The 22,234-nt window shown below is 51.7% G+C and carries 23 protein-coding genes and 1 tRNA gene; 5 read left to right on the top strand and 19 right to left on the bottom strand.

Annotation, left to right across the window (positions count from 1 at the left end; genetic code table 11):
* The first annotated feature begins 19 nt into the window (after positions 1-19).
* The 5 genes from ATL17_RS11130 (at position 20) to ATL17_RS11110 (ending at position 5,243) form a co-directional block, all read left to right on the top strand.
* Positions 20-1,441, top strand: a complete 1,422-nt coding sequence (locus tag ATL17_RS11130) for a sensor histidine kinase (protein WP_133572863.1) — start codon at positions 20-22, stop codon at positions 1,439-1,441.
* A 129-nt stretch (positions 1,442-1,570) separates the two neighbouring features.
* Positions 1,571-1,647: transfer RNA gene (locus ATL17_RS11125), tRNA-Arg, on the top strand.
* Between the two features lie 122 nt (positions 1,648-1,769).
* Positions 1,770-2,723, top strand: a complete 954-nt coding sequence (locus tag ATL17_RS11120; RefSeq protein ID WP_133572862.1) for an SDR family oxidoreductase — start codon at positions 1,770-1,772, stop codon at positions 2,721-2,723.
* 27 nt (positions 2,724-2,750) lie between these two features.
* Positions 2,751-3,227, top strand: coding sequence for a DUF305 domain-containing protein (locus ATL17_RS11115; protein WP_133573173.1), 477 nt, complete (start codon positions 2,751-2,753; stop codon positions 3,225-3,227).
* Between the two features lie 393 nt (positions 3,228-3,620).
* Complete coding sequence (locus ATL17_RS11110) at positions 3,621-5,243, top strand: BCCT family transporter (protein ID WP_133573172.1); 1,623 nt, start codon at positions 3,621-3,623, stop codon at positions 5,241-5,243.
* Positions 5,244-5,297: 54 nt separating this feature from the next.
* Here ATL17_RS11110 and ATL17_RS11105 read toward each other — a convergent pair whose 3' ends face one another.
* The 19 genes from ATL17_RS11105 to ATL17_RS11015 all read right to left on the bottom strand — a co-directional run bounded on the left by ATL17_RS11105 (position 5,298) and on the right by ATL17_RS11015 (position 22,217).
* Positions 5,298-5,984 carry an aspartate/glutamate racemase family protein gene (locus tag ATL17_RS11105; RefSeq protein ID WP_133572861.1) on the bottom strand — a complete coding sequence of 229 codons (687 nt, stop codon included), beginning with the start codon at positions 5,982-5,984 and terminating at the stop codon, positions 5,298-5,300.
* A complete protein-coding gene (locus tag ATL17_RS11100) occupies positions 5,981-6,505 on the bottom strand; it encodes an RNA pyrophosphohydrolase (protein ID WP_133572860.1) in 525 nt (174 codons plus the stop codon). The genes ATL17_RS11105 and ATL17_RS11100 overlap by 4 nt, the downstream gene beginning before the upstream one ends.
* A gap of 8 nt (positions 6,506-6,513) precedes the next feature.
* Positions 6,514-7,653 carry a divergent polysaccharide deacetylase family protein gene (locus ATL17_RS11095; protein ID WP_133572859.1) on the bottom strand — a complete coding sequence of 380 codons (1,140 nt, stop codon included), beginning with the start codon at positions 7,651-7,653 and terminating at the stop codon, positions 6,514-6,516.
* Positions 7,654-7,713: 60 nt separating this feature from the next.
* Positions 7,714-9,033: a S41 family peptidase gene (locus ATL17_RS11090; RefSeq protein WP_166639005.1), complete on the bottom strand. Its 1,320-nt coding sequence runs from the start codon at positions 9,031-9,033 to the stop codon at positions 7,714-7,716.
* A gap of 19 nt (positions 9,034-9,052) precedes the next feature.
* Positions 9,053-10,372 (bottom strand): murein hydrolase activator EnvC family protein, encoded by a 1,320-nt coding sequence (locus ATL17_RS11085; RefSeq protein WP_133572857.1) that lies wholly within the window; start codon positions 10,370-10,372, stop codon positions 9,053-9,055.
* Between the two features lie 122 nt (positions 10,373-10,494).
* Positions 10,495-10,977 (bottom strand): 23S rRNA (pseudouridine(1915)-N(3))-methyltransferase RlmH, encoded by a 483-nt coding sequence (gene rlmH, locus ATL17_RS11080; protein WP_133572856.1) that lies wholly within the window; start codon positions 10,975-10,977, stop codon positions 10,495-10,497.
* Between the two features lie 11 nt (positions 10,978-10,988).
* Positions 10,989-11,378 (bottom strand): ribosome silencing factor, encoded by a 390-nt coding sequence (gene rsfS, locus ATL17_RS11075; RefSeq protein ID WP_133572855.1) that lies wholly within the window; start codon positions 11,376-11,378, stop codon positions 10,989-10,991.
* A gap of 119 nt (positions 11,379-11,497) precedes the next feature.
* Positions 11,498-12,130 carry a nicotinate-nucleotide adenylyltransferase gene (locus ATL17_RS11070; protein ID WP_281275884.1) on the bottom strand — a complete coding sequence of 211 codons (633 nt, stop codon included), beginning with the start codon at positions 12,128-12,130 and terminating at the stop codon, positions 11,498-11,500.
* Entirely contained in the window at positions 12,127-13,398 is a 1,272-nt protein-coding gene (locus tag ATL17_RS11065; RefSeq protein ID WP_246028689.1) for a glutamate-5-semialdehyde dehydrogenase, read from the bottom strand. Before ATL17_RS11065 ends, ATL17_RS11070 begins: the two co-directional genes overlap by 4 nt.
* A 3-nt stretch (positions 13,399-13,401) precedes the next feature.
* A complete protein-coding gene (gene proB / locus ATL17_RS11060; RefSeq protein WP_133572854.1) occupies positions 13,402-14,532 on the bottom strand; it encodes a glutamate 5-kinase in 1,131 nt (376 codons plus the stop codon).
* Between the two features lie 27 nt (positions 14,533-14,559).
* Complete coding sequence (obgE, locus tag ATL17_RS11055) at positions 14,560-15,600, bottom strand: GTPase ObgE (RefSeq protein ID WP_133572853.1); 1,041 nt, start codon at positions 15,598-15,600, stop codon at positions 14,560-14,562.
* Positions 15,597-16,157, bottom strand: a complete 561-nt coding sequence (locus ATL17_RS11050; protein WP_133572852.1) for a GNAT family N-acetyltransferase — start codon at positions 16,155-16,157, stop codon at positions 15,597-15,599. The genes obgE and ATL17_RS11050 overlap by 4 nt, the downstream gene beginning before the upstream one ends.
* Complete coding sequence (locus tag ATL17_RS11045) at positions 16,138-16,695, bottom strand: GNAT family N-acetyltransferase (RefSeq protein WP_133572851.1); 558 nt, start codon at positions 16,693-16,695, stop codon at positions 16,138-16,140. Before ATL17_RS11045 ends, ATL17_RS11050 begins: the two co-directional genes overlap by 20 nt.
* On the bottom strand, positions 16,682-17,245 hold the full coding sequence (locus ATL17_RS11040; RefSeq protein ID WP_133572850.1) for a GNAT family N-acetyltransferase: 564 nt from the start codon (positions 17,243-17,245) through the stop codon (positions 16,682-16,684). Before ATL17_RS11040 ends, ATL17_RS11045 begins: the two co-directional genes overlap by 14 nt.
* A 122-nt stretch (positions 17,246-17,367) precedes the next feature.
* Positions 17,368-17,634, bottom strand: a complete 267-nt coding sequence (gene rpmA, locus ATL17_RS11035; RefSeq protein ID WP_133572849.1) for a 50S ribosomal protein L27 — start codon at positions 17,632-17,634, stop codon at positions 17,368-17,370.
* Between the two features lie 18 nt (positions 17,635-17,652).
* Positions 17,653-18,249, bottom strand: coding sequence for a 50S ribosomal protein L21 (gene rplU, locus ATL17_RS11030; RefSeq protein WP_133572848.1), 597 nt, complete (start codon positions 18,247-18,249; stop codon positions 17,653-17,655).
* Positions 18,250-18,520: 271 nt separating this feature from the next.
* Positions 18,521-19,435, bottom strand: coding sequence for an ABC transporter permease (locus ATL17_RS11025; protein WP_133572847.1), 915 nt, complete (start codon positions 19,433-19,435; stop codon positions 18,521-18,523).
* Positions 19,428-20,438, bottom strand: coding sequence for an ABC transporter permease (locus ATL17_RS11020; RefSeq protein WP_133572846.1), 1,011 nt, complete (start codon positions 20,436-20,438; stop codon positions 19,428-19,430). Before ATL17_RS11020 ends, ATL17_RS11025 begins: the two co-directional genes overlap by 8 nt.
* Before the next feature lie 75 nt (positions 20,439-20,513).
* Entirely contained in the window at positions 20,514-22,217 is a 1,704-nt protein-coding gene (locus tag ATL17_RS11015) for a peptide ABC transporter substrate-binding protein (RefSeq protein ID WP_133572845.1), read from the bottom strand.
* Between the last annotated feature and the right edge of the window lie 17 nt (positions 22,218-22,234).

Raw genomic sequence — 22,234 nt, 5'->3', positions numbered from 1 at the left:
AGGCTGCATAAAGGCATATATGGCGAACGAACAACTGGACACTCCAAAACGGGTTCTTTTCGGCCTGTCGATGAAATTGATCACCATGATCATTGCCATGATTATGGTCGTGGAAGTGTTGATCTATTTGCCCTCTGTTGCCAATTTCCGCATCAATTGGATGGATGATCGGGTGCACATTGCCGGTGTGGCTGCACGGGTGATTGAAACCGTACCCGACACGATGGATTTGACCCCAGAAATGATCAGCCGCCTGCTCAGTTCAGCTGAGGCGGAAGCACTTGTGGTGCGCACCAATGGTCAATCGCAATTGATCGAACGTCCAGATATGCCCATGCCTGTCGCAGCCTATGCTGCAGACACTAGAGAACGCGCGCCGCTCGACCTTATTGCTGGCGCGCTGGAAATCATGTTCTTCGGGTCAAACCGCACCATGCGCGTGATCGGTGTGCCAATGGACAGTCAGGATGTGGTGGTGGAAGTGTTGGTCAATGAAGCATTGCTGCGCGAAGAGCTGATCACCTATTCCCGCAATATTTTCTGGTTGTCCTTGCTGGTCGCCAGCTTCACTTCTTTTGCGATCTTCCTGTTTTTGAACGGGTTGCTCATCCGTCCCATTTCTCGCCTCACCAACAATATGATTGCCTTCCGGCAAGACCCGGACGACGCGCGTAAAATCATTGTGCCGTCTGAGCGGCGTGATGAAGTAGGCGTGGCCGAGCGCGAATTGGCGGCAATGGAAACCAACCTGTTCACCATGCTTAAGCAAAAGCAACACTTGGCAGATCTCGGCTTGGCCGTGGCGAAAATCAATCATGATTTGCGCAACACGCTCGGCTCTGCCCAATTGCTTTCGGATCAGGTGGCCAATCTGGATGATCCACATGTGCAGCGCTTGGCACCGCGTTTGGTGAACACGCTGGATCGCGCAATTAAATTCTGCCAATCGGTTTTGGATTATGGCCGGCAAAAATCAGTGCCTCCAAAATTCGAGATGGTAGACGTGCGCGCCTTGCTAGACGAATCTGCCACAGAAGCTGCTGTGCGCATGCATCCAGAAATTGAATGGCGCAATGGCGTGGAAGATGATGTGATCATCAAGGTTGACCCCGATCAAATTGCCCGCGTGTTCACCAACTTGTTCAAAAATGCCCGCGAAGCACTGGAAACCCATGCTCTGCAGAATGGCGACCATCCCTTTATTGCAGTGAACATGAGCAGCGATGGCGACATGCTGCGCCTTTATGTTGAAGATAATGGGCCGGGCTTGTCACCGCGCGCAAAAGACAATCTGTTCCGCGCCTTTGAAGGGTCGGGCAGGGCAGGGGGCACAGGTTTGGGGTTGGCCATCGCTAAAGAGCTGGTTGAAGCCCATGGCGGCGAGTTGAAATATCTTGATGGGGATAACGGCACAAAATTTGAAATTTGTTTGCCTAGGTAATCCGGGCATTTGCCGCGAAAAATGACAAAGAAATAAAAAAGTTGCGACTGTGGGACTTGCAATCATTTCAAAGCCAGTATATGGCTTTGCGCTGTTGATTGACGGAACAAATTGAGCCGTTAATTTTAAGCACCGGTAGCTCAGCTGGATAGAGCACTAGACTACGAATCTAGGGGTCGGGAGTTCGAATCTTCCCCGGTGCGCCACTTTCCCCAAACATTGATAATATGTTTTGCCAAGGCATTTGTTCGTTGTGGCATATTTGCGTCTGGAACCTTGATCCATGCCGCCACGTTTCCCTCCTAACAGCTCATTTAGGAGGTGACTTATGGCCAACGATAAGAAAACCAATCCAAAAGTTGATGAAGCGCTGGATGAAACTTTCCCAGCCAGCGATCCACCTGCATGGACGCCCGGCAAGCTGAGCGCAAGTCAGGAAAATCGCCTGCCCCAACATCAGGAAAAGCAGCCTGGCATTGAAAGCGAGATGCAGCCGCGTCCGCAGTCATTGATGGAGAATTACCGCGGCGCTGGCAAGCTAACGGGTAAGGTTGCCCTCATCAGTGGCGGCGACAGTGGCATTGGCCGCGCCGTCGCAATTGGTTACGCCAAAGAAGGGGCGAACGTGGCGTTCATCTATTTGGATGAAGATAAAGATGCTGAGGAGACCGTTCGGCACATTGAAGATACCGGGCAAAAGGCGCTCGCCATTAAAGGTGATATTGGTGAGAAGGCATTTTGTGAGGCAGCTATTGAAAAAGTGCTGAAAGAATTCGGCTATCTCAACATCCTGGTCAATAACGCTGCCGAGCAACACATTCAGGAAAAGCTGCAAGATATAACCGAACAACAAGTGCGCCGCACATTTGATACCAACTTCTTTGGCGCGTTCTTCTTAAGCCAAGCCGCGCTGGACTATCTGGGTAAGGATGATTGCATCATCAACACCACGTCTGTTGTCGCCTATCGCGGCAATGATGTGTTGATGGATTATGCGGCCACCAAAGGAGCTATTCTGGGGCTAACCCGGTCACTAGCTTCAAATCTTGCCGAAAAGCATGTGCGCGTAAACGCAGTTGCGCCGGGGCCGATTTGGACACCATTGATCCCAGCATCATTTGATGCAGAGCAGGTTGAGCATTTTGGTGAGGACGCGCCTATGGGGCGGGTCGGCCAGCCCGATGAAGTTGCCCCCAGCTACATTTTTCTCGCCTCCAATGATGCAAGTTACATGACTGGTCAGGTGCTGCACCCCAATGGCGGCAACATTGTTGGCGCTTAAATTGACCCTACAACAACGGAGGAGATGATGAGCTATATACGTTTCTTCGCCATGATCATCACCGCATCCATTGTCATGTATGCGGTGATGTATCTCAACAGCTATGCGCTAGATCATGTCTTTTACAGCCAAACGCGCATGTGGATGACCTTTTTGATGGTAAGCACCATGGCGGTGATCATGTTGGGCTTCATGCTCAATATGTACACCAACAGAAAAGCCAATATCGCAATTGTGCTTGGCGCGATTGTCGTATTTGGCGGGTCTCTAGCCTTAGTTCGTTCTCAAAGTACGGTTGATGATGTCTCTTATATGCGTGCGATGATTCCGCACCATTCTATTGCGCTCCTCACCAGTGAGCGGGCGCAAATATCTGATCCGAGGGTGCGTGAGCTCGCGGACGAGATTATTGCTGCTCAAGAAAAAGAAATTGCCGAGATGAAGGCGCTGATTGCGGATTTGGAAGCAGGTAGCTCAACGCCCGCAGCAAGCGAGAACAGATAATCGCTTTATTAAGGATGTGGATGCCTGCCGTTTGGGCATCCCCATATACGGCTGATTGTTCAGATTTGTTGAATAAATTATCCACAAGCAAAACTATAAATTCTATATCCTATATGTTAGCCTTAATTGCAGTGGCCACCGCTGCGGAGACCTAAAATAAATTAATCTCGTATTGGGGTAGTAAAGATCGAGAATTAATTGGTTTTACAGTCGCAATTGAATATTTTGCTGTAAAATTTTGTCAGAAGAAAATTCCCTTAGAAAATAAGCCGATTTAAACTTCGTTTTATTTTTGGGGAACGGCTGTTCTTTTGATTTTTGTTTCCGTTGCTTGTTGGCCGTGAACGTCTGAGTCAATAGGAGGCTAAATTGACGGAAAACCAAGAACCAGAATTGGACGCGATTCCCGCGCCCGAAGGTCCAACCGAGATCATTGAAAGTGATTATGAGATCGGTCAGGACAATATCGAAACCAATATCGGCCCATTCGGTCTGGATATTCACAATCCAGTATTTGTGATTTCCGGCCTTGCCGTTGTGGCTTTCGTCTTTCTCACTTTGGCATTTCAAGCCGAAGTTGAGCCACTCTTCAACAATATGCGCAATTGGCTGACCCAAACTTTTGATTGGTTCTTCCTCTTGTCAGGCAACATCTTCGTTATTCTCTGCCTTGTGTTGATTGTTACGCCTTTGGGTAAAGTGCGCATTGGTGGGGCGGAAGCCACGCCAGACTTTTCTTACATGGGGTGGTTCTCCATGCTGTTTGCTGCCGGTATGGGCATTGGCCTTATGTTCTATGGGGTGAGCGAGCCAATCTCGCACTTCACCAGCGCATTGGGCGGTACAACAGTTGAAAATGGTGTGCGCACAGACTGGGCGCCACTTGGCGGCGCAGAAGGCAATACAGCCGAAGCTGTGCGTTTGGGCATGGCTGCAACCATTTATCACTGGGGGCTGCACCCTTGGGCAATCTATGCGGTTGTGGCGCTATCTTTGGCGATCTTTTCCTTTAACAAAGGTCTGCCTCTCACCATTCGCTCCGTGTTTTACCCGATCTTTGGCGAACGTGTTTGGGGCTGGACAGGTCACATCATCGACATCTTGGCCGTGTTCGCCACCTTGTTTGGTTTGGCAACATCACTTGGCATTGGCGCACAACAAGCCAATGCGGGCCTCAGCATGTTGTTTGGCCTGCCAGAAGGCAACACAAGCATGGTGTTCCTGATCATCGCCATCACAGGCCTAGCCCTGATCTCAGTGGTTGCTGGCTTGGATGCAGGTGTGAAGCGTCTGTCAGAAATCAATATGGTTTTGGCAATCATCTTGCTTCTGTTCGTGATCATTGTGGGGCCAACAGTGGCCATCCTCACCGGCTTTTTCCAAAACCTTGTGGCCTATGTTGAGTATCTGCCAGCGCTGTCTATGCCATTTGGGCGTGAAGATGCGAACTTCTCCCAAGGTTGGACATCATTCTATTGGGCGTGGTGGATTTCCTGGTCACCATTTGTGGGCATGTTTATCGCCCGCGTTAGCCGTGGCCGCACGGTGCGTGAGTTCATCACTTGCGTATTGATCATCCCATCAATCGTATCTGTATTGTGGATGACGTCTTTCGGCGGGACGGCCATCGACCAGATCGTCAATCAAGGTTACACAGCCGTTGCAGATGCGAGCCTTGAATTGAAGCTGTTTGAGATGCTTGGTCCATTGCCTTTGGCACAGATCACCTCATTTGTGGGCATCTGCTTGGTCATCGTGTTCTTTGTAACTTCATCAGATTCGGGCTCTTTGGTGATCGACACCATGACTGCAGGCGGCAAGGTGAATGCTCCAACACCACAACGTGTGTTCTGGGCTAGCTTTGAAGGTATCGTGGCGATTGCGCTATTGCTTGGTGGTGGCCTCGGAGCGCTGCAAGCTATGGCCGTGTCCACAGGCTTCCCGTTCACCATTGTGATCTTGTTGGCATGTTTTGCCTTGGTCAAAGGCTTAATGAGCGAGCTGAAACACAATTAGGCTTTGTGCTTGATCAAAAAGAAGAAAGCCCGCCATTCCGGCGGGCTTTTTTGTTTAACCGAGCGCCTTTGCCACCGCCGCTCTAACATGTAGATCTGTGCTGTCATAGGTCGGGATGGGGCTATCGTCATCGCCAATCAAAAGCGTAATTTCCGTGCAGCCTAAAATCACCGCTTCCGCACCGCGTGCCATCATGCCCTCAATGGCGCGTTGATAGGTTGCGCGGGATTGATCTGAAATAATGCCGCGACATAATTCATCAAAAATGATGGCATTAAGATTGGTGCGGTCAACTTCCGGCACCACAATATCAAGTCCATGGCTCTGCAAGCGCTCAATCAGAAATGGCTTTTCCATGGTGAAAGCTGTGCCCAACAGGCCAACGCGTTCAAACCCATCTTGAGTTAGTGCATTTGCCGTGCTGTCAGCAATATGAAGCAGTGGGATTTCTGTGGCGGCTTCAATGTGTGGGGCAACCAGATGCATCGTATTGGTGGCCAGCACCAAAAAGTCCGCACCAGCTTGCTCCAATCCTTTGGCATGGCTAGCCAGCAAATCTCCAGCTTCGTCCCATGCCCCATCTTTTTGCATTTGCGCTATGGGGGCAAAATCTACTGACCGCATCAAGATTTCAGCGCTGTGCAAGCCACCCTTTTGGGTGCGCACCAATTCGTTGAGCTGCTTATAATAAAGCGCAGTCGATTCCCAACTCATGCCACCGATCAGGCCGATCACGCTCATTTTTGCTGCTCCGCTTCAATTTGAGGCTGCACCAGCGCCACCAATTCTTCATAGAGCGCTTTTTTAAATGGCACGATCAGGTCAGGCATGTCTTCAATGTCACGCCAGGCCCATTCAGAAAATTCCGCTGGGTGCTCGCCATTCGCGGGCTGCGTCACGTTGATTTCGCTCTCATCACCGGTAAATTTAAACACATACCAGCGCTGTTGCTGGCCGCGATATTTGCCTTTCAGGGCTTTGCCTAAAAGCTCTTCTGGCAAATCATAGCTCAGCCATTTCGGCACTTCATAAATCAAATCGATAGACGAGATATTGGTCTCTTCAAACAATTCGCGCTTGGCGGCGGCAAGTGCATCTTCGCCCTTATCAATGCCACCTTGCGGAAACTGCCATTCAAAAGCCTGCGGCACACCCGCTTTGGGCTTGCGTCGCCCGGCAAACACTTGGCCCGCATCATTTATCAAGCAAATTCCCACACAAAAGCGATAGGGCATGCGTTCGCGATCAATTGCTTTGGGCATAAGATGTCCTAATTATCTTCCATCAAGGCGCTCACGGGCACGAGCACCAAGTCTTTATTGTCCAGCTCTTTGGCCCATTCGGCAATGGTGCGCACGGTCACCGGCAAAGATGTGGCGGTTGCTATTGCGGAACCATTTTCATAAGCCAGAGATTCCAACTTTGCGAGCTGCCGCAAAATCTCACTGCGCGATGGGGTTTCGTCCAAAGAAAGGTTGGCGCGTGCGAAATCTACGCCCGCTTGCTTCGCCAATTGCGGCGCAAGCGAGCGGTTGGAGCTGCCATCGTCAAGATAGGTCAAACCGCGCAAGGCGATTTCTTCCATCACAGGCTGCATATCGTTGGCAGATGAGGTGAACCGTGCGCCCAAGAAATTGATCACGCCCGTATAGCCGCCCAAGCGCGACATCAGCCAATATAGCCGGTCCAAATTGGCCCGCGCGGCTTGGCCAACCAATAAGGTCTGCGGTCCTGGGTCATTTTGCGGATAATCAAAGGGCTCCAGTGGCACCTGCAACATAATTTCATGCCCGCCAATCCGCGCTGCCATGGCCAAGCTGGCCACATCCTTGCCATAAGGGGCAAAGGCCAATGTCACTTCATCTGGCAAGCGTTCGATGGCGGAGCGGGTATTCTCTTCTGAAAGGCCAACACCTTCCACCACAATTGCGATCAGGCTACGCCCATTGGCGCTGGCAGGGGAAATGGAAGCACGGGCATAAACATCTGCAGGGCGGTCACCATTGGTGCCCACTTGCGGAATATAGCCATGTTGGGTTTGCTCCAGCAGTTCGGGCACAGGTGCCGCTGCGCGCGCCGCATCGGCACCTTCAGGGAATTCGTCAATATTGATAAAGGACGGGCTGTCGATTGGCTCTTCGGGCGCAACATTTTCAGCCGGGTCTTCATCGGTCGAAAGGTTGCGGGCAAGATCATTATTGCCTGTTGTGGAAACGCCAACCTCCACCCGAGGGCGGCCTTCAAGCGGACTATCAATAAAGTTAACCCATAAAACGGGTATGGTGATCACGCCGACCAGCAAAACAATAGACACAGGCAAAAGTGGAAACCCGCCCACACGAACAGTTTTCGGTGTGTCTTTGCGTTCCTTCCCCTTGCGTCCAAGGGGCTTATCTAAATTGTCCGCCATATGCCGCCGCAACTCATGTTTGGTGTTGACCCCAATCCCCGCGATTAGGGCCAAACCAGATTATTCGTTTGGATCAGGTGGGAAAGCCTCGTTTGTTTCTTCACCAGTGATCAGGTCAATTGCAAATTGCAGTTGATTGTCTTTTTCCCGGTCAGAAGGCACATAAACAGAAGAGCCCGTTGTTGCTTCATCTTCTGTGCCGCCGCCAATTTGGCCATCAAGCGCTGCCTCGCCGATGATCTCATCGCGGCCCTGCAATTCTTCCGGCACTTCTTGGAAAATTTCAATATCTGGCATAATGCCCGCCGCCTGAATGGAGCGACCGCTTGGGGTGTAATAGCGTGATGTGGTCAACCGCATCGCCCCATTTTGTCCCAATGAAATAATGGACTGCACAGAGCCTTTGCCGAACGAACGTGTGCCCACAAGGGTAGCTCGTTTCTGGTCTTGCAGTGCCCCGGCCACAATTTCTGATGCAGAGGCAGAGCCGCCATTGATCAAAACGATCAATTGCAAATTTTCAACAGACTTGTCCAAATCATCTGGGTTCGCATCATAACGCGCATTTTCTTCAGCTGAACGCCCGCGTGTGGAAAGCACATTGCCGCGATCCAAAAACGCATCAGAGATGAATACGGCTTGGTCCACAAGGCCACCCGGATTGTTCCGAAGGTCCAAAATCAAGCCCTTCAAATCATCGCCGAGTTCTTCCTTGATGTCTTTAATCGCATCTTCCACCCCGGCATAAGCTTGCCCGGTGAAACGCGCCAAGCGGATCACGCCTACATTGTCTTGAGTAAACGAGCGCACGACACGGAACGTGATGATGTCGCGAGTGATGGTCAGCTTGATGGGCTCATCAACACCTTCACGCACAATGGTCAGATCAATATCTGTGCCCACTTCGCCGCGCATCATGTCCACGGCTTCATCAAGTGTTTTGCCACGCACAGGTTCGCCGTCCAGCTCAACAATATAGTCGTTGGCCAAAACGCCGGCTTCCGCCGCAGGTGTGTCATCAATCGGGGAGATGACCTTGATCACCTCATCTTCCATCTGCACTTCAATGCCCAAGCCGCCAAAGGTGCCCTGGGTGTCCTCGCGCACATCTTCATAATCGTCTGGATCAAGATAGCCTGAATGTGGATCAAGGCTGCTCAACATGCCTTGAATGGCGGCCCGCACCAGTTCTTTTTCGTTTGGGGCATCCACATATTCAGAACGGATACGGTCAAAAATTTCGCCAAACAGGTTCAGTTCTTCATAAACCTGCTGCTGGTCAAGCGGCCCCATATCTTCTTGCGCGGCCTCTTGTGCAAATGCAGGCATCGCATTGCCTGCTAAAAGGCCAATTGAGAGGGCAAGAAGAGCTGATTTCATCGTCGATTTCATAAGTTGACTATCCATTCTGTGCTGTTCTGGATCCCTTGTCCCACCATCCGGTTGGGTCAATAGGCGTGTCTTCATTTCGAATTTCAATATAAAGCGTTGGCCGGGAGTTTCCAGCACTGGTCGCGATAGTTTGAGAATTTGTGCGCTCGCCCATTTTTCCCAATGGCTCGCCCATCAACACAAATTGTCCCAACGCCACATCAGCGCTTTCCATGCCCGCCAAGAGCAAATGATAACCTTGGCCCATATTCAAAATGATAATTTGGCCATAATTAAGATAGGGGCCTTTATAAACCACCCAACCATCTGCCGGGGCAACGATTTGGGCTTCGGCCCGGGTCACAATATAGGCACCTTGCGACGTGCCGCCAAACCTGTCATCCGCACCATAAGACACAACTTCAACCCCAACCACAGGCGGGGTTAAATGTCCTTTGCCCAAGGCAAACGGAAAGGCAGGCTCGGTGCGGGATTTATCGGCCAGTGCCAAATCGATCACGCTCTGCTCTAGCTCTTCGCCCACATTGCTTTGCGCAGCATCTGCGGCATCCGCTTCTGCGTTGGCGTCACTCACAGACTGCACTTTATCTTCAAGTGTTTTGATCAATTGGGTGAGAGAGGTGGCGCGGCTCGCCAATAATTCGGCTTCGCGCTGCTCGGCATCCAATTCTTGGTTCACCCGTGCAAGGCCGCGCTTCCGCGCCTCGATCAGGGTGGCAATGCGCAACCGCTCTTCCCGCAAAACGGTCAAATTGGCCACGAGTAATTTTTGCTCAGCTTCCGCTTCTTCGGCAATGGCCAGCAGGGCATCCAATTCAAGCCGTACAGCGTCAGCTCGGCTGGCCAGTTGCGGCAACACAGAAGCGAGCAGGCTACCGGCGCGTGCGGAATTGACCGCATTGCCCGGCTCAATAATCAACGCAGGTGGTGGATTGCGCCCCAATTGCTGCAAGGCGGTGAGCAGGGTGCCAATTTCTTGGTTTTCATCATCCAATGTCGCGCGGATGGTTTCTTCTTCTGCCCGCAACCCGGCCAAGCGTTCGGCAATGGCGCTGGCTTCAATTTCAGCCAACTTCACCCGCTGGGCAGATTCAATCAATGCAGCTGTTTGTTGGGTGCGATCGCCAGAAAGCTCTTCAACCTGTGCTTTCAATTCATTCACGCGCTCTTCGGTCAGCTCAATAGTCAGCTTGACCTGATCCAGTTCAATTTGCGCATCTTGGGTGGTTGTGGGGTCATTAAATTGGCCAAGGCTCGGCACCAGCATCATGGTGCTGAGCAGCAAAATACCCGTGCTCAACCGTGTGGCTTTTCCAATTTGGCGCAAAACAGGACTCACAGGTTACTTTCGGCTCCCGGAAATATGGCGAATCACCACCCTAATGTATCAAAGGCAGTGACTTTGTCGCGTTTAACTTTGACCTTTTTTGGGCTTATTGCAGGTTGCGCTTAGCTGCGATGATAGGGATGGCCGCTTAAAATTGTCATGGCGCGATAAATTTGCTCCGCCAGCATAATGCGCACAATCTGGTGCGGCCATGTCAGATTGGAAAAATTGAGGGTCAAATGCCCTTGCTGTCGCAGTGCTTTGTCCAATCCATCCGCACCACCAATCACAAAATAGCAATCGCGTGCGCCTTGGTCGCGCCAAGCGCCCAATTGCTGGGCAAATTTATCGCTGGTCAAGCTTTTGCCGCGCTCATCCAAAAACACAAGCATTGCACCGTCCTGGGTGATGTCCAGAATGGCATCGGCTTCTTCTTTTTTGCGTTGATCAGCTTGCTTTGCGCGACTTTCGGGCAGTTCACGCACTTCCACATCGCCAAACCCAAGTTGGCGGCCCGTCGCCTTTGCACGCTCTAAATATCGTTGGACAAGCTGGCGTTCGGGGCCGTCTTTCAACCGCCCCACCGCCAAAATATGGACCTTCATGCGCGTCCGCTCTAGTGCGTCGCGTCGTTGGGCATGTTAGCTGCCCACATTTTCTCAATATTGTAGAATTCGCGCACTTCCGGGCGGAAGATATGCACGATCACATCGCCTGCATCCACCAACACCCAGTCACACTGTGGCACGCCTTCAATTTTCGGTTTGCCAAATCCTTTTTCACGCAATTCGCGTGACAATTGGTCGGCAATCGCACCCACATGGCGATTCGAGCGACCAGAAGTCACAATCATATTGTCCGCCAAGCTGGATTTGCCCCGAATATCAATAGACACTGTGTCCTCAGCTTTTGCATCGTCCAAAAGCCCAAGCACAACATCCAAAAGATTTTCCGGTGATGCAGCAGATTTAGGCGCTGCGCCCTTATTGTTGGCTTGTGGTGTCATGCACCAAAACCCAAATCAAGTGAGATAGAAACCATTGTGGCTCGATCATCTTTCACGCTTATTTTCAATGGGTTCAATATGCGCTTTTTATGCGCAATTTTCAAGCCTGCTCCAAAGCCTCAATCGCGGCCCTTTGCCGCTTGCCGCAATTGCGTTGAGGAAAGGTCAGACATAATGCCATGAAGATAAATCCAAGCAGGCGCTGGCCGGTTGGCAAAATCATGGGCATCGCTCTCATCCACCCGCCAGCGTGCCATGGCTTGGGCGGCAGGGGAGAAGGGGGCACTATGGGTGGCGCCGGGGCGCACATAAACCGCAATCGGCATCAGTTTTGCCATGTCCTGCCAGCGATCCCATTTGTGAAAATTCACCAAATTGTCCGCGCCCATAATCCAAACAAATTTGCGTCCGGGTAGCGTTTGTTTCAAATAGGCGAGGGTGTCATAGCTATATTTGAACCCATGTTTGGCTTCAAACCCGGTGATGCGCACCTTGGGGTGATCCACCAATTGCCGCGCCGCAGCGATGCGCTGAGAAAGCGGCTTAAGCTCGCTATGGTCTTTCAGCGGGTTGCCCGGGGTCACCAACCACCAAATGGCATCAAGCCCCAACCGTTTCAGCGCTTGGCGCGAAACAAGCCGATGGCCTTCATGAGGGGGATTAAAGCTGCCGCCGAACAAGCCAATGCGCATGCCGGGGGCAGATCCAGGCAAGCTCAGATCTGCATGGCTGTTTTCAACAATATAAGTCACGGACGCGTATGTCCCTTGCCATGCACTCGATAATTAAAACTAGTGAGCTGTTCCACACCAACTGGGCCACGCGCATGCATTTTGCCTGTGGCAATGCCGATCTCTGCGCCCATACCAAATTCGCCGCCATCAGCAAATTGGGTGGAGGCATTATGCATCAAAATGGCAGAATCCACTTCTTTGAAAAAGCGATCCACAACCGCTTCATCTTCGGCCAACACCGCTTCTGTGTGGTGCGAAGAATAATGGGCGATATGGTCAAGCGCCTGATCAAAATTATCCACCACACGCACAGCTAAAATCGCATCCAAATATTCAGTTTGCCAATCGTCCTCGGTGGCAGGCTTGGCGCGGTCATCCAACGCAACCGTGCGCGCGCAGCCGCGCACTTCGCAGCCCTTTGCGCTCAGCGCATCCATCAGTTGCGGCACAAAAATCGCAGCCACATGCTGATCAATCAGCACAGTTTCTGCCGCGCCACAAATGCCAGTGCGCCGCATCTTGGCGTTCACAATCACTTGCTCTGCCATGTCTAGGTCAGCACTCTTGTCCACAACGACGTGGCAAAGCCCTTCCAGATGCGCGAAAACTGGCACCCGCGCTTCTTGCTGCACCCGGCCCACAAGTCCCTTGCCGCCACGCGGCACAATCACGTCCACATTGCCGTTCAGACCCTGCAACATTTTGCCCACGGCTTCCCGGTCGGTTGTGGGCACCAATTGGATCGCGTCCTTCGGCAGCCCCGCAGCCACTAACCCATCAACCAAGCATTGGTGGATGGCGTTTGAGCTGTAAAAACTGTCAGAACCGCCACGCAAGATCGCCGCATTGCCTGCCTTCAGGCACAATGCGCCCGCATCAGCGGTCACATTAGGGCGGCTTTCAAAAATCACGCCGATTACGCCCAATGGTGTGCGCACCCGATCAATCACCAACCCGTTGGGGCGGCGTATTTCTGCCAGCTTGGTGCCAACAGGGTCATCCAACAATGCAATTTGTTCCAGCCCATCGGCAATGGCTTCAATGCGGGCATCATCAAGCGTCAAACGATCAATAAAGGATGCAGCAACGCCAGCTTCCTTTGCTGCGTCCACATCCTTTTGGTTTGCCGCCAAAATTTCATCTTTGCGTTGGCGCAACAGGGCGGCGCTTTCGCGTAAGGCTTGGTCTTTTTGCTCTGTCGGGGCAATGGCCAATCCACGTGCTGCCAAGCGGGCGCGTTCACCCAGCCCCATCATCAGCGTATGAATATCGGCATGATCATTCATCGTTCAACTTGCCTCCAACACAACCAGATTATCCCGGTGCACCAATTCAGTGCGCGAGACTGGCCCTAAAATATCTGCAATCTGATCCGAGCGTTTGCCCAGCACCATCTGCGCGTCCGCCGCATCAAAATTAGAAAGACCGCGCGCAACTTCTACCCCACTTGGGTCGAAAATGGAAATAGCGTCTCCGCGTCCAAATGCCCCCTCAATTTGGGTCACGCCAATGGGCAGCAGGCTGGTGCCTTTAATCAGCGCTTGTCCCGCGCCTGCATCAATGGTGACGCGTCCAGCGGGCAGGGCAGACATGATCCAGTTTTTCCGCGCCGCACGTTTGGTGCTCGCGGGCACAAAAAAGCTATGTCGACCACCCTCGGCCAGCGCCCGCAACGGATGATCTACCGCGCCCTTGGCGATAATCATCGCCGTGCCAGCATGCACCGCCATCTTTGCGGCTTCAATTTTGGTGCGCATACCACCGCGCGACAAATGGCTGGCCGCCCCGCCTGCCATCGCTTCAATTTCGGGCGTAATGCGCTCTATGCGGGGTAAAAATTCTGCGGCGGGATCAAGATGTGGTGGCGCTGTGTAAAGCCCATCCACATCAGAAAAGATGATCAGCCCGTCACTTTCCACCATCGTGGCCACGCGTGCGCTCAGCCGATCATTATCGCCATACCGAATTTCCGACGTCGCCACGCTGTCATTCTCATTGATGATTGGCACCGCGCCCAAATCCAACAGCGTATTCATGGTGGTTTTGGCATTCAAAAAATGCCGTCTTTGTTCGGTGATGTTTGGCGTCACCAAAATTTGCCCGGCTACAATATTGTGCGTGTGCAAAATATCTCGGAAGGCTTGGGACAGTGCGATCTGCCCCACGGCAGCAGCGGCTTGGCTTTGATCGAGTGGCAGGGTGGTGGCATCAAGCCCCAAAAGGCGACGGCCCAGCGAAATCGCGCCAGAGGACACGATCACAATTTCAACGCCATTGGCTTTCAAGGTGGCGATGTCGGCGGCAAGGCTTTCCAGCCAGGCTTTGCGCAGTGCGCCGCTTTCCGCATCCACCAAAAGGGCAGAGCCAATTTTGATCGTCAGGCGCTTAAACCCGAAAAAATCACGAAACGCATCTGCCATAAATGAATGTCCTAAAAGGCGCCTAGCCTAGGGGGTCCAAGGCGCATTATCCTCTTCTTCAGCGGCCAGCTCAGCTTCCTTGGCGTCGTCCAACTGGCCCAGCACTTCAAACAGCACCTTGTCCACATCTTGGCCCGCCACCGCAGAAATCACATGCACCTTTTTGCCAGCTGCCGCCTCAAGCGCCAGCTTCTTTTCCGCAAGCTCTTCTTCGGTCAGCGCGTCAGCTTTGTTTAGCGCCAAAATTTCGTGCTTCTCCGCCAGCCCATGGCCATAGGCTTCAAGCTCGCCGCGAATGGTTGTGTAAGCATCCACAACATCTTCTTGCGTGCCATCAATCAAGTGCACAATGGTGCGGGTGCGTTCGATATGGCCCAAAAATCTATCGCCAATGCCTGCGCCTTCATGCGCCCCTTCAATCAAGCCGGGAATATCTGCCATCACAAATTCGCGGTTGCCGATTTTCACCACGCCCAAATTCGGGTGCAGGGTGGTAAACGGATAATCCGCGATTTTCGGCTTAGCCGCGGTCACCGAGGCCAAGAAAGTCGATTTGCCCGCATTGGGCAAGCCCACCAAACCTGCATCCGCAATCAGCTTCAGCCGCAACCAAATCCACATTTCCTCGCCCGCAAGGCCAGGGTTGGCGTGGCGCGGTGCTTGGTTGGTGGAGTTTTTAAAATGCATATTGCCAAAGCCGCCATTGCCGCCTTTCAACAACACCATCTCTTGGCCAATTTCGGTGAAGTCCGCCAAAAGCGTTTCATTATCTTCAGCAAAAATCTGCGTGCCCACAGGCACCTTCAAAATAATGTCTTTGCCATCAGCGCCGGTGCGTTGCCGGCCCATGCCGTGGGTGCCGGTGCCAGCTTTAAAATGCTGCTGGTAGCGATAATCGATCAGCGTGTTTAGCCCGTCGACACATTTGATGATGATGTCGCCGCCGCGTCCGCCGCTGCCGCCATCCGGCCCACCGAATTCGACATATTTTTCGCGGCGAAAAGAAACAGCGCCAGCGCCGCCATTGCCCGACTTAATAAAGATTTTTGCTTGGTCTAGAAATTTCATGTCTCGTTACGCAAGGCCGCCAGGTTTGGCGCGGCTTTTTCAAACGCATCCTTTGTCAGTTCTGTATCGATATGCGCGAATTCTTTGTTTTGTGCAAGGGATTGCATAACGGACTGGCCGACCGTTTGAAAGCCCAGCTTTTGCTGCACCCTAAACGAGGCCACATTATAATCGAACACGCCGGACACAATTTTAGGCGCACCGGGCCCATCAAACAGCCATTTGATCAGCGCCCAATTGGCCTCGGTCATCACCCCTTTGCCCCAAGCATCCGGGTGCAAATAATAGCCAAGTGAGGGCAAATCACCCTTATGGGTAAAACCCGTCATGCCGCAAAATTCATCCTCATGGGTAAAAATCGCGAACTTCTGATCATAAGGATGTGCCAATGCGGGCTGCTTCTCCAACCAAACAACAGCATCTTCTAACGCATAAGGATGCGGCACAAACGCCAAATTCTTTGCCACCTCATAGTGGGACAATGCAGCAGTAATCACCGCCGCATCATCCATTTGTGGAGGACGCATATACAATCGATCAGTGGCTAATTTCAGCATGGCGTTCTCTCCGAAGGTTCCAATAGGCTTGCCGGGTTAAAACTGTGTCCACAGCGGTCACGGTTTCGCCGCGGGTTTGGCAATTGAATTGGCAGGTGCCTACTTCTTCAAAACCCAGTTTGGCCTGCAAGCGACGTGAAGCAAAATTGTCTTCAAAGATGTCAGAAACAATAAAGTCCCGATCATCTTCCAAGAAATACCAATCAAGCGCAGCGTGCATCGCTTCGCTCATATGGCCTTTGCCCCAATATTGCTTTTTCAGCCAATAGCCGACATTTACGCCGCGATCTGTTTTGCCAAAATCGATCAAACCGCCCAGTTTCATGGGCTCCACTTCAACGATAAAGGCGATATTGTCGCGCGAGCGATCATGCACAGTCCGGCCCAACCACGCCAAAACATCTTTTGGCCGGCAGGGGGTGGGCACATTTTTCAGGTTCCGGGCAATTTCAAAATCGTTCAACGCCTCGGCAAGGTTCGCCGCATCCCCAATTTCAACCGGACGCAGCAATAGGTTCTTCGTTTCAATGTAAGTCATGATCTATCCGCTCGTCTTTGTGGTTGAACAGGAAATGGTGCATTTCCTTGTCGGCATGTCGGCCGCAATCTTCGGTGAGAGTCTTCTGGTGCACAAAGCCGCACTTGGCGAGCAATGCTGCAGAAGCCTTGTTGGAAACGAGACAACGGGCGAAAAGTTCCGCCCCATTTTCCGTTTCTTTCACCGCGTTCAACAAAGCGGAAATCGCTTCAGAACCAATACCTTGGCCCCAAAAGGGTTCCCCTAACCAATATCCAAGTTCAGGGGCTGGCGTTTCAGCGCTGAAGGTGAGGCCACACACACCAACAAGTGCGTCATCAAGGGTGATGGCCCACACTTTTTCTTCCCCGTCTGAATTGGCCAAATTAATAAAATAATGGGCGTCATCGTCGGTATAAGGGTGCGGCAACCGCGCCAACACATCTGCGATTTTCTTATTGTTTGCGAGCACCACCAGTTGCGCCACATCCTGACCGCCAAGCGGACGCATCACCAAACGTTTAGAACGGATGGTTGAAGGAAGAGTGGTTTTCAAAACTGATTTAGTCATTTTATTGCTCCAAACAAAAAGGGGACCGGTTTTCACCAATCCCCTTTAAAACTTTGAAGCTTTAGCGTGTCATCTGATCCGCCGGGGTTTGGTTAAACCGGCGGATGATATGTGAACCGCCGTTATTCTGCTGCCTCTTGTGGCATCACAGATACAAAAGTCTTGTTGTTGCGACGTGTTGAGAAGGTCACTTTGCCTTCCACAAGCGCATAAATTGTGTGGTCTTTGCCAAGACCCACATTTTCACCTGGATTCCATTTTGTGCCGCGTTGACGCACGAGAATGTTGCCAGGCACTACGTGCTCGCCACCAAATTTCTTCACGCCGAGACGACGACCAGCTGAATCACGACCGTTACGGGATGAACCGCCTGCTTTTTTATGTGCCATTTGTCAGTCTCCTATAACTTACTTGCCAGCCAGCATTTCTTTGGCTTGGCCAATCCAATCTTCGCGTTCAATGCGGCCTTTAAAGTTCAGCTCTGCATCAATGCGTTCAATGTCTTCTTTGGTGAACTCGGCCACTTGTTTCAAAGAAGTCACGCCAGCTGCGTGCAATTTCTTTTCCAATGCTGGGCCAACACCAGAGATCAATTTCAAATCGTCTTGTGCATCTGCTTTAGCAGCAGGTGCTTCGGTTTTCGCTGCCTCTTTTTTAGGTGCAGCTTTCTTTGTTGCCTTTGGCTTTGCGCCACCGGTCAAAATGTCAGTGATGCGCACAACGCTCAAATGCTGACGGTGACCGTTTTTACGACGATAGTTTTGGCGACGCTTCTTTTTGAAGATGATCACCTTTTTATCGCGCTTTTGCTCAACCAACTCAGCAACAACAGAAGCACCTTCAACCAAAGGTGAACCGATTGTCACGTCGCCTTCTGCGCCAACCATCAACACTTCATCAAATGTTACGGTGTCGCCAGCTTCGGCGGTTAGTTTTTCAATCGTCAAGACGTCATCAGCAGCAACTTTATACTGCTTGCCGCCTGTCTTAATCACAGCAAACATATTCTTTCCTTTCAAAAGGCGTTCAACGGCCTTTGTGTTGTCACGCGCTGTGCGGCGCCGGATTTCCGGACTTTATTCAGGCAAACCTGAAAGCCTTAAGCTGCAGTTTTTCCAATGAAAATAGGCGCAACTGTCCCCAGCTACGCTTCAATTCGATGGCGGTTATGATGGAGAATCCCTTTCAAGTCAAGGGAAAAGGCGGTGTTTAACCCACATTTAAATGAAAACGGCGCCTGAAATGGCGCCGCTTTCAATTCAAGATAAGTGGTGTTTACCGGCCACGAATACGTGGGTCCAGCGCGTCGCGCACACCATCGCCAATATAATTGACGCTCAACACGGTGAGGGAGATGGCCAAACCAGGCCAAATTACACGCGCCGGATTAAGGGTCATAAAGTTCGCACCATCATAAAGTAGACGGCCCCAAGTCGGGAAGTCAGATGGGAAGCCAAGGCCCAAAAAGCTCAGCGCGCTTTCGGTGATGATCGCATTGGCAATGCCCAATGTGGCTGACACCATAACCGGGCTCAAAACGTTGGGGAAAATATGCCGTCCAATTGTTTTGAGTGAGCCCGTGCCGATGGAGCGGGCGGCCAACACAAATTCGCGTTCTTTCACCGCCAGCACTTCACCACGCACAATCCGTGCGGTGTTCATCCAACTGGTGATGCCGATCACAAATACAATCAGCAAAAAGATGCCGGTTTCCGGCCCAAAGGCTGAGCGCAATGTGTCGCGGAACAACAGGATGATCACCAGCAAGAGGGGCAAAATTGGCAGCGCCAGGAACAAGTCGGTGGTTCGCATCAACGGCCCATCCAACTTGCGGAAAAAGCCCGCCAAAATGCCGATCAATGTGCCCAGCAACAAGGAGAGTGCCATGGCGGCAATGCCCACCGCCAGCGAAACGCGTCCGCCGCTGAGCACTTGTGCCAGCCCGTCACGCCCCAAATTGTCGGTACCCATAGGGTGTTCCCATGTTGGCCCCAAATTCTTGTTCCGAATATCAAGATATTGCGGATCAATCGTGTGAATATAAGGGCCAAACACCACCGCAAAAACGATGAAGAGAAAAATGACCAGTCCGGCCACGCCGCCCTTATGCTTTAAGAATTGGCGGATCACATCGCCCCAAAGCGAGCGCTGTGGCCGGCCCAATGCTGTGGTTGCTGCCTGATCAGTCATAGCGGATCCTTGGGTCGAGAATGCCATAAATCACGTCTGCAATCAGATTGAACAGCACAATCAGAATGGCGAAAATAAAGGTCAATGTTTGCACAAGTGGGAAGTCACTGCCCTGAATGCCAATAATCAACAATTGGCCAAGGCCGTTCACCCGGAAAATCTGCTCGGTGATGATCGCGCCTGAGAAGATGGTGGGAATGCCCAATGCAATTACCGTCACAACCGGAATAAGTGAGTTGCGCAACACATGGGTCAGCACCACCACTTTTTCGGCCATGCCTTTGGCGCGTGCCGTGCGCACATAATCTTGCGTCAGATTATCAAGCATGGAAGCACGCATAAAGCGAGAGATTTGCGAAGCGTTATAAAGTGCCAACACGGTTACAGGCATCACCATCTGCCGCACTTGCAGCATAAAGGTGTCCCAACTGTTCACTTCCAATGTGGTGTCATAAACCGATGGGAACCATTGCAATTGCACCGAGAAGATCACAATCATCAACAGGCCGGTGAAGAAAGTTGGAACAGAGAAGCCCACCATGGAGATAAATGTCCCCAACTGGTCGAACCATGAATATTGTTTATAGGCTGAAATCACCCCGATCGGCACAGCGATCAGAATGCCAAACACGTAAGAAAGGCCAACCACCCACAATGTTTGTGGAATGCGTTCCATGATCAAATCGAACACGGGGCCACGTGTGGCATAAGAAATAATCCGCGCCCGTTCAGAAGGGTCGCCAATGGTGATGCCAATTTGATCTAGCCAATGCAGCGGCTCATAGACGAAAAAGCCCCGTAGCCATTTGAAATAGGCGATGTGGATCGGTTCACCAACGCCAAGGCTTTCGCGGATTTTCGCGCGCACTTCGGCAGGAATGGTCAGTGGCAGATTGCCGGTCGGATCCCCCGGCGCAAGGTCCAATATCACGAAGATAATGAAGCTGATCACCAACAGGGTAGGGATCGCAAAGAGCAAACGCCTAAGGGTGTAATTCAGCATGAAAGTTCCCCAACACTATATTATTGCCCAAAATTGGGAAGGATGGAGCGCGCCAAGCGCGCCCCATCAGTTTGATTAGTCAAGACGTGTCCACTCTTCAGCGAATGCCAATTCTGAATCCCATGGGTTCAGCACAACATTGCCAAGTGTGTTAGACGCTGCAGATACGCGACCACGGTGGATCAATGGAATAATCACATATTCCTGCATCAGCATGTCGTTCATCTTCTTCGCCAATTCGGCACGCTTCTCGATTGAAGCTGTCTTGCCCATTTCTGCGCTCAAAGCGTTATACTCTTCTGAGCAGAAGCGAGGCATGTTGTTGCCGATCCACTGGTTGGCTGGTGAAGGAATTTCTGAGCATACCCAGTTGCCCATATAGGCTTCGGGGTCAGTACCATCGAAGTTGTTGGTGTACATTTCGATGTCAGCAAAGAACTTCTGGAATGTGTCTGGTGAAGATTGGTCACCACCGAAGAACACGCCAGCGTCGATGTTGCGTAGCTCTGTTTCAACACCAATTTCCTGCCACATCTGCTTGATCAAAGCTTGTGTGCCTTGGCGAACAGAGTTGGTGGATGTTTGGTAAAGGATAGACAAGCGAACGCCGTCTTTTTCACGAATGCCATCTGAACCTGGCACCCAGCCAGCTTCGTCAAGCAGCGCTTTCGCGCCTTCAACGTCCTGTGTTTTACATGCATCATTTGCTGTTGAGGCATAGATTTCAGGTGCAGGCAAAACGTTACATGTCACTTGGCCGTTTGGACCATAGCCAACTTCAACCAAGATATCCCGGTCGATGGCCATTGAAAGGGCCTGACGCACAGCTTTATCGCTCAAGAATGGGTGTGGCCCACCTTCGATTGTTGCGCGCTTGTCGCCCAATGCTGGGTCTGGGTTGGTCAATTGAACCATCAAACGCTCAACTGATGTGCCGAACGCAGAAATGATTTCGCCTTTACCAGCAGCCATCATTTGGTCAAGTACTTCTGGCTCAACCTGAACGTTCCAAGCATAGTCAAACTCGCCTGTTTCAAGCACTGAGCGTGTGGTTGCTGCACTGTCGCCGCCGCCTTTCAACACAACAGTTGCAAACGCAGGCTGTGCTGGATCACGGTAGTTTTCGTTGGCTTTATAGGTCACAACGTCGTTCGCGCGGAACTCGTCCACAACAAACGGGCCAGTGCCGATTGGGCCAAAGTTAGCTTCAGTACATTCTGGTGCTTTCGCGCCCATGCAATCCTTGAATTGTGCTTCTTGGATAACAGGTGCTGTTGCGCCAACAAATGGGCCATATGGGAATGGCTTAGCCACTGAGAAGTTGATTTTCACAGTGTGCTCATCAACCGCTTCAACGCTTTCAACATCAGCAAAGTTTGATGCTGCGTTACAGCCGCCTTCTGGGTCCAAGCAGTAATTTGCTGAGAACACAACGTCGGCTGAAGTAAATGGTGTGCCGTCTGACCAAACAACGTCATCCCGCAACTTCCAAGTGATAGATTTCAAATCTTCTGAAACGCCGCCATTTTCAATGGTCGGAATTTCTGTCGCCAAAGCTGGTTCCATTGAACCATCTGGGCGATAGTTGGCCAAAGGATCCAAGATCAAAGATGAGGCTTCGATATCCTTGGTGCCGCCTGACAGATATGGATTCAAAATAGAAACCGCCTGCCAATAGGCAATGTTCAGGTTTCCGTCAGAACCGCGCTCTGCCAAAGCAGCTGTTGCGAACGTAGACGCCGCAGCAGTAGCCATAATCAGAGTTTTAAGTTTACGCATTATTTCCTCCTGGTTAA

It is taken from the genome of Maritalea mobilis (assembly GCF_004363175.1).
In the GTDB taxonomy this organism is placed as follows: Bacteria; Pseudomonadota; Alphaproteobacteria; order Rhizobiales; family Devosiaceae; genus Maritalea; species Maritalea mobilis.
The sequence above is the reverse complement of the archived record's forward strand: the minus strand, read 5'-3'. Positions and strand labels throughout refer to the sequence as shown.

Excerpts from the sequence above, each read along its gene's own strand:
- ATL17_RS11050 (WP_133572852.1), bottom strand. The coding sequence starts at position 16,157 with ATGCTGAAATTAGCCACTGATCGATTGTATATGCGTCCTCCACAAATG.
- ATL17_RS11115 (WP_133573173.1), top strand. The coding sequence starts at position 2,751 with ATGAGCTATATACGTTTCTTCGCCATGATCATCACCGCATCCATTGTC.
- ATL17_RS11105 (WP_133572861.1), bottom strand. The coding sequence starts at position 5,984 with ATGAGCGTGATCGGCCTGATCGGTGGCATGAGTTGGGAATCGACTGCG.
- ATL17_RS11015 (WP_133572845.1), bottom strand. The coding sequence starts at position 22,217 with ATGCGTAAACTTAAAACTCTGATTATGGCTACTGCTGCGGCGTCTACG.
- rpmA (WP_133572849.1), bottom strand. The coding sequence starts at position 17,634 with ATGGCACATAAAAAAGCAGGCGGTTCATCCCGTAACGGTCGTGATTCA.
- ATL17_RS11130 (WP_133572863.1), top strand. The coding sequence starts at position 20 with ATGGCGAACGAACAACTGGACACTCCAAAACGGGTTCTTTTCGGCCTG.
- ATL17_RS11095 (WP_133572859.1), bottom strand. The coding sequence starts at position 7,653 with ATGGCGGACAATTTAGATAAGCCCCTTGGACGCAAGGGGAAGGAACGC.
- ATL17_RS11100 (WP_133572860.1), bottom strand. The coding sequence starts at position 6,505 with ATGCCCAAAGCAATTGATCGCGAACGCATGCCCTATCGCTTTTGTGTG.
- ATL17_RS11090 (WP_166639005.1), bottom strand. The coding sequence starts at position 9,033 with ATGAAATCAGCTCTTCTTGCCCTCTCAATTGGCCTTTTAGCAGGCAAT.
- ATL17_RS11120 (WP_133572862.1), top strand. The coding sequence starts at position 1,770 with ATGGCCAACGATAAGAAAACCAATCCAAAAGTTGATGAAGCGCTGGAT.
- ATL17_RS11020 (WP_133572846.1), bottom strand. The coding sequence starts at position 20,438 with ATGCTGAATTACACCCTTAGGCGTTTGCTCTTTGCGATCCCTACCCTG.
- obgE (WP_133572853.1), bottom strand. The coding sequence starts at position 15,600 with ATGAAATTTCTAGACCAAGCAAAAATCTTTATTAAGTCGGGCAATGGC.
- rsfS (WP_133572855.1), bottom strand. The coding sequence starts at position 11,378 with ATGACACCACAAGCCAACAATAAGGGCGCAGCGCCTAAATCTGCTGCA.
- proB (WP_133572854.1), bottom strand. The coding sequence starts at position 14,532 with ATGGCAGATGCGTTTCGTGATTTTTTCGGGTTTAAGCGCCTGACGATC.
- ATL17_RS11065 (WP_246028689.1), bottom strand. The coding sequence starts at position 13,398 with ATGAATGATCATGCCGATATTCATACGCTGATGATGGGGCTGGGTGAA.
- ATL17_RS11025 (WP_133572847.1), bottom strand. The coding sequence starts at position 19,435 with ATGACTGATCAGGCAGCAACCACAGCATTGGGCCGGCCACAGCGCTCG.
- rplU (WP_133572848.1), bottom strand. The coding sequence starts at position 18,249 with ATGTTTGCTGTGATTAAGACAGGCGGCAAGCAGTATAAAGTTGCTGCT.
- ATL17_RS11040 (WP_133572850.1), bottom strand. The coding sequence starts at position 17,245 with ATGACTAAATCAGTTTTGAAAACCACTCTTCCTTCAACCATCCGTTCT.
- rlmH (WP_133572856.1), bottom strand. The coding sequence starts at position 10,977 with ATGAAGGTCCATATTTTGGCGGTGGGGCGGTTGAAAGACGGCCCCGAA.
- ATL17_RS11045 (WP_133572851.1), bottom strand. The coding sequence starts at position 16,695 with ATGACTTACATTGAAACGAAGAACCTATTGCTGCGTCCGGTTGAAATT.